The 7,755-nt window shown below is 67.9% G+C and carries 5 protein-coding genes and 1 tRNA gene; 1 reads left to right on the top strand and 5 read right to left on the bottom strand.

The annotated features are described in order from the left end of the window. Window positions 1–107: 107 nt before the first annotated feature. Window positions 108–611 (bottom strand): hypothetical protein, encoded by a 504-nt coding sequence (locus ABNF93_RS22510; RefSeq protein WP_349330112.1) that lies wholly within the window; start codon window positions 609–611, stop codon window positions 108–110. A 1,587-nt stretch (window positions 612–2,198) separates the two neighbouring features. Continuing rightward, window positions 2,199–2,280, bottom strand: a tRNA-Tyr gene (locus tag ABNF93_RS22505). Between the two features lie 103 nt (window positions 2,281–2,383). Between ABNF93_RS22505 and ABNF93_RS22500 the strand changes: the two genes are divergently transcribed. After that, a complete protein-coding gene (locus ABNF93_RS22500) occupies window positions 2,384–2,878 on the top strand; it encodes a YajQ family cyclic di-GMP-binding protein (RefSeq protein WP_349330111.1) in 495 nt (164 codons plus the stop codon). On the opposite strand, the gene ABNF93_RS22495 is transcribed toward ABNF93_RS22500, so the two are convergent. The 3 genes from ABNF93_RS22495 to ABNF93_RS22485 all read right to left on the bottom strand — a co-directional run bounded on the left by ABNF93_RS22495 (window position 2,869) and on the right by ABNF93_RS22485 (window position 7,750). Further along, on the bottom strand, window positions 2,869–3,783 hold the full coding sequence (locus ABNF93_RS22495) for a M48 family metalloprotease (protein ID WP_349330110.1): 915 nt from the start codon (window positions 3,781–3,783) through the stop codon (window positions 2,869–2,871). The two genes, ABNF93_RS22500 and ABNF93_RS22495, sit on opposite strands and share 10 nt — an antisense overlap. 162 nt (window positions 3,784–3,945) lie before the next feature. Beyond that, window positions 3,946–5,883, bottom strand: a complete 1,938-nt coding sequence (locus ABNF93_RS22490) for an FAD-dependent oxidoreductase (RefSeq protein ID WP_349330109.1) — start codon at window positions 5,881–5,883, stop codon at window positions 3,946–3,948. 160 nt (window positions 5,884–6,043) lie between these two features. Further along, window positions 6,044–7,750: an NADH-quinone oxidoreductase subunit N gene (locus ABNF93_RS22485; protein ID WP_349330108.1), complete on the bottom strand. Its 1,707-nt coding sequence runs from the start codon at window positions 7,748–7,750 to the stop codon at window positions 6,044–6,046. Window positions 7,751–7,755 lie beyond the last annotated feature (5 nt).

Here is a 7,755-nt window from a genome sequence, read left to right as displayed (position 1 = left end):
GATCGCACCCACGAACCAAGAACGTCCCGATCACCGTCATGCAACACCAACGCCGCAGCAGGAGGATGAGCCATACCAGCATCCTCCCAGGAACAACCGTCCAATCATTAACGCCACGCCGTACTAGCGATAAAGCTATTCAGAAAGTCGTACCCGTCGACGTTGTGCTGGGTCCGCTTGCCTACCATCTCGCAGCGGATTCGGATCTCTAGATGCGGAAGAGCCACCTTGACTGCTGCGATCTCGGCGGCCAGGTCTCTGCATGCTTCCAAGTCCTTGACGCCGATCGGTCGGCCCATCGCGTGTCCACATTCGCCGAGCTGTCGAGCCCTGGCATCGTCCAGTTCTGCCGCTGTCAGCTCGGCAAGACCAGTACCGAACTCCCGTTGAGCAGCATCGAATCCTGTCAGCCAGGCCGCACTGCCCGGGCCAGGATGCAGCGCCCGGCCTGTCGCCCAGGCGCAGCTCGACAGTACTTCCGAGCCAAGCAGCGGACGCCCCTCGTCTGACACCACGAATGCGGCCAGTGCCGACTGCCCAGGAGGACGCTCATCGAAGTCGTCCTCACAACTTGTAAAGACCCTAGCGAGTACATCGAACACTGACTGCACCGCAAAGATCCCGACGTAGACGACGTGCCGCCACGCTGTGCCGTCCGGAAGTCGAACATGTGCCAGCTCGTGACCAGACTCCCATGGCAGAGGCTGACCTGGGGCAACCGAATAGACGTGCTTCTCCCGACTGGCCTTGTGTACCGGTGGAGGTCTGAACATCTCGACTGTCCGCCAGAACTGGATGATCTCAGCCCTGTCTGCGTCCGCTCCCGCCACCAAACTGGGACCTCCCTACCTGATCACATTTGCTGGAAGTGGCGGATGAAAGTTGGATGACCACATGCATATCTGGTCGGCGATGGGCGTATGACCCGAGCAAGTCGCCATCATCCAGATACCTTCCTCGCTCGACTCATGACGCATATTGAACGGCCGTGAATGCAGTTTGAACAATCGCCACCAGAAGGCTGGATAGGCTAATCGACATCATGGCGGCGTCATATCTCGAGACGGTCGACATATTTGCCGACGACGAACTTCCGGATTCCACCAAAATGCCGCCGCCTGGCGCCACCGGACTAGTGGCGTAGACAGGCTGTCCGATGTCAATTCGCGAGCGCACCCGAAGCCATTTCCATCTAAAGAACCGCATCTGGGCCAGAAACTTTCCCCATTTGTGGCCGTCCGCCCGCCCACAGCCTAGGAAGAGGCCGCGAGCTGGATTCTTGCAGTACGGCGTATTCGTAGTCCTCACTCCGCAATCCGTCGGCATGGAGAAAGCTATCCACCAGACCGGAATGAAAATAGTAAGTGTCAAGCATTCGAACGCCGCAAGCCATTCTCGCTCTACGAATCCATAGATAGCCGAAATAAAGAGCGTGACCCATAGCGCGAATCCACCATAAACGCTTTGGACTCTTCTGTTCGGCATACTTCCCCCCAAGGCTCACCAATCGATCTATTGTAGTGCCAACACGGAGCCAAGATCAGCCGTTCGAGAAGTAGCCTTCCGCCGACCTGGACGGTCCTCCGGCGATGTTCGAGAGTGCACCTTGGTAGTGAGACTCTCCCACCACCTCCAGGTCCTCGTTGCCCGCAACCAGGGACGCGCTGGCCGGACCAGACGCCCAGGGCGTAGCCGCCAGCGCTTGCGTTTGCGGAGTCGACTGCGCAGCTGGCCGCTTCGAGCCAAACGCTCATGCGAACTGTCCCTACGGTCCCTCCGGTCCCTCGACTGCCTCTGACCAGCCAAAACGTTGTCGATCATGAGGGACAGGTCTCGACAGATCTATCTCGCAAGGCACGGCGTGCTGGCATCTTGGCGACGAGGCTCCTGCGCCAGATGCTGCGCGGACTAGCCCGGCCGAGAGCCGCTGAAATTCCTCACGCGGCGACGCGGAGCCGTGGACGCGCCGGCCAGCACCACGCTGCAGGGTGCTTCAGCCGCTCTTTCGCTTCCCACACGCCGCACGGAGGCGGCATGGGTCGTCAGGTCCTGAAGGCCCCTGCTCTACCGTCTTCCGTCCGTTGGCGCGCATTAGGGGCGGGCGGCCGTGGATCACCGGATCCGGCCGGGGTCAGCCGGGTACGACGTGAAGAAGCCTCCAACCTGAACGTGCAGGTCAGAGGCCGTTTTCAGAGGTGTGGCAGGTACTGGGTTCGAACCAGTGTAGGCGAAGCCGACGGTTTTACAGACCGCTCCCTTTGGCCACTCGGGCAACCTGCCTGGGTGCTGTCGTACGACAGCGACTTGAGAGGATAGCGCAGACGCTACCTGGCCGCCGCAGCCGGCCGGGCGTCACCAGCAGCTACGAATGAGGGGAGCCCGCATGCCCGCCGAGTCGTCGTTCGACATCGTGAGCAAGGTCGATCGGCAGGAAGCCGACAACGCACTCAACCAAGCGGCGCGGGAGATCGCCCAGCGGTACGACTTCAAGGGCACAGGTGCCCAGATCCGCTGGTCGGGTGAGTTCGGCGTCGAGATCGCGGCCAACTCCGAGGAACGGGCAAAAGCCGTGCTCGACGTGTTCAAGGAGAAGCTCGTCAAGCGTGGCGTGTCGCTGAAGCATCTCGAGTCCGGCGATCCGCGGCAGTCGGGCAAGGACTACCGCATCCAGGGCACGTTCGAGGAGGGGATCTCCACCGAGAACGCCAAGAAGGTCGCCAAGATCGTCCGGGACGAGGGCCCGAAGGGCGTCAAGGTCCAGGTCCAGGGCGACGAGGTGCGGGTGGCGAGCAAGAAGAAGGACGACCTGCAGCAGGTGATCACCCTGCTCAAGGGCAAGGATCTCGACGTTGCCCTGCAGTTCGTCAACTACCGCTGAGTTCCGCGGCGGACCCCTGCCAGATACTCCAGCCGCCGGACCCGGTCGCGGGTCGACGGGTGGGTGGAGAAGAGTCGTCCGAACCCACTCTGGCGGAAGGGGCTCGCGATCATGAGCGCGGCGGTGCTCCGCAGCGCCGGGTCGGCCGGCAGGGGCACCCGCCGCGTCGTCGACTCCAGCTTGCGGAGTGCGTCGGCAAGCGCCAGCGGGTCGCCGGTGATCCTGGCCGACGTACGGTCTGCCGCGTACTCCCGCGAGCGGGTGATCGCCACCCTCAACAGGGACGCCGCGAGCGGGCCGAGGACCAGGAGCAGGAGCAGGCCGACCGGGCCTACGCCTCGCACAGACCGCCCTGCCGAGCCCGACGAAGCGGGGTGCGTACGCCCGAACCGCACCCGCCACGCACACTGGACCGCGGACATGATCATGCTCGCCAACGCGGAAGCGACCGAGGAGATGAGGATGTCGCGGCTGGCGACGTGGCCGAGTTCGTGCCCGATGACTGCGCGCAGCTCGCGCTGGTCGAGGAGCCGGAGCAGCCCCTGGGTCACGCAGATCGTCGAACGGCGCGGGTTGCGGCCCGTGGCGAACGCGGTGGGTGTCGCGGTCGCGGAGACGTAGACGGCGGGTATCGGGAGGCGCATCGCGGTGGCGAGTTCGCGGACGATCCGGCACAGCTCCGGATGGTCGGCCTCGCTGACGGGATAGGCCCGCATGGACCGGAGCGCGATCCGGTCACTCGCGAAGTACGCGCCCGCGTTCATGGCGAGCGCGAGGCCGCACGCCACCACCAGGCCCACCCGACCGCCGACCGCGCCGCCGCCGAGGATCAGCAGCACCGACAACGAGGCCAGCAGCATCGTCGTCTTGAGCTGGTTGCGATGGCAGTGCGCGCGGTCGTGCATAACCTTCGTTGGACCTCCGTCCGGAGAACGCCTGGCGCCGACGGTGGCGTTCCCGAAAGTTGCGGCGTTCGGCGAAAGTTCTGGCGTTCGGCGAGATCTGGCGTTCGGCGCATGTCAACGTGTCCGACGTCCTGACAACCTTGCGGGCTCCGACCGCGGAGGTCAGCCGGCGACGTCGGCGGAGGCCCCCACAAGATCCTCGAGGTACGCCTCGAGAATGTCCGGATTCAGTCCGCACCGTAGGCCGAGATGACCATCGGGACGTACGACGAGAACCGAGCCGCCCTGGCGGCCGAGCAGGCGCCGCGCCTCGCCGTATCTGTCCAGGAGAGTCACGCCCCTGGCGGTACCCAGGCCACCGCCGATGACCTCGCCGCAAACCGCCGGCCCGAACCGATGCAGGGCGGCCCTGACCACCTCGGTCGTGACGCTGCCGAGCCCGAGAACCGTCCACAGAGTGGCCTGCGTGGGAGGGGATGACCGTACGCCGGACAGGCGTACGTCGGACAGGCGTACGTCGGCGGCGCGGGCCGGGCTCCACAGGAGTACGTCCGGCACCGGGTCGCCGGCGCGGAGCATGACCCGCCGGCCACCGAGTTCCTGGGACAGTCGGGATCCGCGGTAGTGCAGGTCGCGCTCGCCACGTCGGACGTCGCGGGCGGCCCGGCGACGCAGAACAAGGCCCGCGGCTTGCGGCGGGAGGCTTCGCAGAATTCGACCAGCGCCTCGTCGGGCTGCGGGCGGTCCGGTGGCGTCGCCGAGCAGCTCACGTACCGGGTCCGTCGACAGCTGGCTCGTGCGAAGCGCGACCGGAAGGCGCTCCGCCTCGTAACTGTCGAGCAGGTCCTCTTCCGCCCCACGCAGGACCGCGGCCAGCTTCCAGCTCAGGTTGGTCGCGTCGCACAGGCCGGCGGCCAAGCCCGCCGCCGCGTGCGGCGCATGAAGCGAGTGAGCGTGGGCCGCGTCCCCTGCCACGAACACACGCCCGTCGCGCATCCGGTCGACGACCCCAGGAGCGATGTCGTACGCCGACAGCCAGGCCGCCTCGATGAACCGCACCTGGGTCCATCCGGTGAAGCGCTGGAACAGCGTCTGGAGGGCATCCGTGCTGGGGCGTGCCGCGCCGAGCGCGGCGGCGTCCGCGACGATGCGTACGGCCCAGATCGTGGCGCCCGTGCGGGTGGTGTGCGGGAGGGGAGCGAGGGTGATGTCGTGGTCGGGCCCGCACCAGCGGTACGTGCGGTCGGCGGGTGGGAGACCCTCGACGCCCATGTCGCCGCACCACAGCCGCACGGCCGGGGCTGACTCCGCGGCGCCGGCACCGGACCGCGCTGGCGTACCGGTGGGCGCGGACGTCCCGGTGGGCGCGGACGTGCCGGCCGGAGCGGAGTTACCGGTGGGCGCAGGCGTACCGGGCGAGGCGGAGGTGAAGGCGAGGCCCAGCAGCCGGCGTACGGTGCTCTGGCCGCCGTCTGCCCCCATGACATACGCCGAACGCACACGACGATCGTCGCCCGCCTCGTCGGTAAGACCGGCCACGACGCCGCGCGAATCCTGGCGGAGGTGTCGGAGCGTATGGCCGAAGTCGATGCGGACCCCGAGACCAGCGAGCCGCGCCCGGAGAATCTCCTCCAGATGCACCTGCGAGAGGGCTACCGGACCGGTGAAGCGCTCGCCCGCCCTAGTCGTGGTGGAATCCTGCCCGCGGCGACGGTCACCGAGGTCGGCCAGCAACCGGCCACGGGCGTGGACGTGCTGGGCGGCGCTCCGCGAGGCACGGGCGAGTACGTCGTCGATCACTCCCAGATCGGCAAGGATCTCGAGGCTACGGGGATGCAGTGTCCACGCCCGGGACCCGGGCTTCGGCTCCGGTGACTGGTCGACGAGGCGAACGTCCACGCCACGCCGGGCGAGGTCCAGCGCGGCGGCGAGCCCGGTCGCCCCGGCGCCTACGACGAGCACCTCGCAGTCCGCTCCCCCACCGGCCTCCCTCCCGGCAGCGTCCGGCCCGCGTCCCAGCGCAGGATCCTGCCCGCCGCCGCCCGGCCCAGGACCTGCCCCGTGATCATGATCGTGATCATGAAGGTCTTGTGGTCGCATACGCCTCGAATCCTTCATGATCATGGTCGCCCGCCGCGCACGTGGACCATGGTCGCCGCTCATGTCGCCACCGGCCTGCCGCTCGGCTCCCATCCGCCTGCCGCTCGGCTGCCATCCGCCTTCCGCTCGGCTGCCATCGGTCTGCCGCTCATCGTGCCGCTCAGAACGCCAGCCTCACCACGTCGAGGACCCCGAGGACGAGGTTGGGCGCGACCGAGAGGACGACGCCGAGCACCGCCGTCAGCCCGACCGCGATCCCGGCCGGCCAGGGGGTGGCGAGCCGGCGACCCGCCATCGCCGGGTCCAGACGTACGCCATCGACCGGACGTCCACGAGCCTGCGGCGGGAGGAAGAGCAGCGCCGCCCAGTACAGGTAGTACGCCAGCGCGATCACGACGTTCACGGCCATCACCACCGCGAGCCACCCGGCGCCGCCGTCGATCGCCGCCCGGAAGATCACGACCTTGCCGAACAACCCGATGACACCCGGCGGTAGCCCGGCCAGTGCGAGGAGGAAGAACGCCAGCGCGCACGCCCGCAGGGGCCGGGACCACGCCATCCCGCGGTAGTCCGCGAGCATCCGTCCGCCGCCCGCCGGCCTGCCGCCAGCCGACCCGCGCGCGTCCGACCCGCGCCCGCCCGCGGTCACAGCGACGACCGAGAACGCACCGAGGTTCACGACCGCATAGATGAGGAGGTACGCCACGGTCGCCTGCAGCAACCCGTCGGCGCCCGCCGCCGACCCCTCGCCTCCGGAGGTAACCGCGGACGACGCCGCCGACGCCGCCCCCAGCGGCACCAACAGGTAGCCCGCCTGCGCGACACTCGACCACGCCAGCAGCCGGACGGCGTTGCGCTGCCGCAGCGCCACCAGGTTGCCGAGCGTCATCGTCAGCGCCGCGAGGACGGCGACGACCGGTGCCCACACTCCGGCGTACGACGGAAACGCGATGCTCACCACCAGCAGGAGCCCGACGAATCCGGCCGCCTTCGACACCACGGACAGGTAGGCGGCGACTGGTACGGGCGCGCCGACATACGTGTCGGGCACCCAGAAGTGGAACGGCACAGCCGCCACCTTGAAGGCCAGCCCCACCAGCGTGAGCATGACGCCGACGGCCGCGACGCCGGCCGGGCCGGCGCCGTCCCGCAGCGCCGCGTCGATCCCCGCGAGATAGACGGTGCCGGTGACGCCGTAGACGAGGGAGACCCCGAAGAGCATCACCGCGACGGACACGACGGAGACGAGGAAGAACTTCAGTGCCGCCTCGGCCGCCCGCCGGTCGCCGCCACGCAACCCCACGAGGGCGAACGCCGGAAGCGAGACCAGCTCCAACGCCACGACCAGCGTGATGAGGTCCCGCGCCCCGGCCAGCACCATCGCCCCACTGGCAGAACAGAGCAGCAGGAAGTGGTACTCCCCCACTGGGATCCGGGAACCGAGCGACGCACGGGTCGACAGCAAGACGACCACGGCCGCACCCCCGGCCGCAAGCAGCTGGAAGACCAGTGTTGTGTTGTCGACGACGTATGAGCACGTCATTGGTCCGCTGAGAGGGTCGACGCGGAAGGCAACCACCTGTGCGCAGAAGGCAAAATCGTGCCCAAGAATCGCGAAGTCGATGTTCTGTCCGGGCGAGGAGGCGGCCTCCGCGGCCAACATTGCCGAACTCGTGCCGGCGACATGACGAAGAGGTAGCAGCAGCGCGAGCGCGCTCACCAGGCCGCCGAACGCCGCCCACGACACGAGGCCGGGCCGCCGACCACGCGCCACCGCGTCGACGACCAGTACCGCGACAGCGGTCAGCGCGACGGCGAGCGGTGGCGCGATCGCGAGCCAGTTGATCGGCTGCACCAGGTCAGGCACCGGCA

Origin of the sequence: Actinopolymorpha sp. B9G3, assembly GCF_040120725.1 — a bacterium.
Classification (GTDB): Bacteria; Actinomycetota; Actinomycetes; order Propionibacteriales; family Actinopolymorphaceae; genus Thermasporomyces.
This window is presented reverse-complemented; position numbering and strand designations above follow the sequence as displayed.